The sequence below is a fragment of the Pseudoalteromonas sp. SG43-7 genome (genome assembly GCF_014164295.1).
In the GTDB taxonomy this organism is placed as follows: domain Bacteria; phylum Pseudomonadota; class Gammaproteobacteria; order Enterobacterales; family Alteromonadaceae; genus Pseudoalteromonas; species Pseudoalteromonas rhizosphaerae.
Map to the genome: position 1 here is coordinate 1 of NZ_JACJEY010000190.1, position 428 is coordinate 428.

The following is a 428-nucleotide window of genomic DNA, read 5'->3' on the forward strand; positions in this document are numbered from 1 at the left end:
TGAAGAAATAGTCGAACAGGTTTCGCAAGCGTGGAATAAATTCATTTCTGTTCCTGATACGGTTAAAAGCATATGCTCTAGAGACTGGATAAAATTGACTTAATCTTTATGCAGATTGGTATTATGTGATCTAATTAACACACTGATACTTATCTACTTTTACTAAATTGAACTTATACCAATCTGCCAAATTATGTGATCTAATTAGCACACTGATACTTATCTACTTTTACTAAATTGAACTTAGAAAAACCCAAGCAACTTTTAGCTTTATCACGTAAAGAGCCTAATGCAAGAAAGCGCATACGCCTGCTTGCTGTTTCATTATTCTTTGAGGGTGAAAACAGAACGAATATTGCTAAGCGGCTAAATACAGCGCGCGGCAGTGTCAATAAATGGGTTTCAAACTACCTTAATAATGGCGTTAC

At 35.3% G+C, this 428-nt stretch carries 1 protein-coding gene; it reads left to right on the forward strand.

Going from position 1 to position 428, the window contains the following annotated elements; all coding sequences use genetic code 11:
- Positions 1-237 precede the first annotated feature (237 nt).
- Positions 238-428 (forward strand): helix-turn-helix domain-containing protein (locus H5200_RS23455; RefSeq protein ID WP_182762898.1); only part of this gene is annotated, 191 nt, incomplete at its 3' end.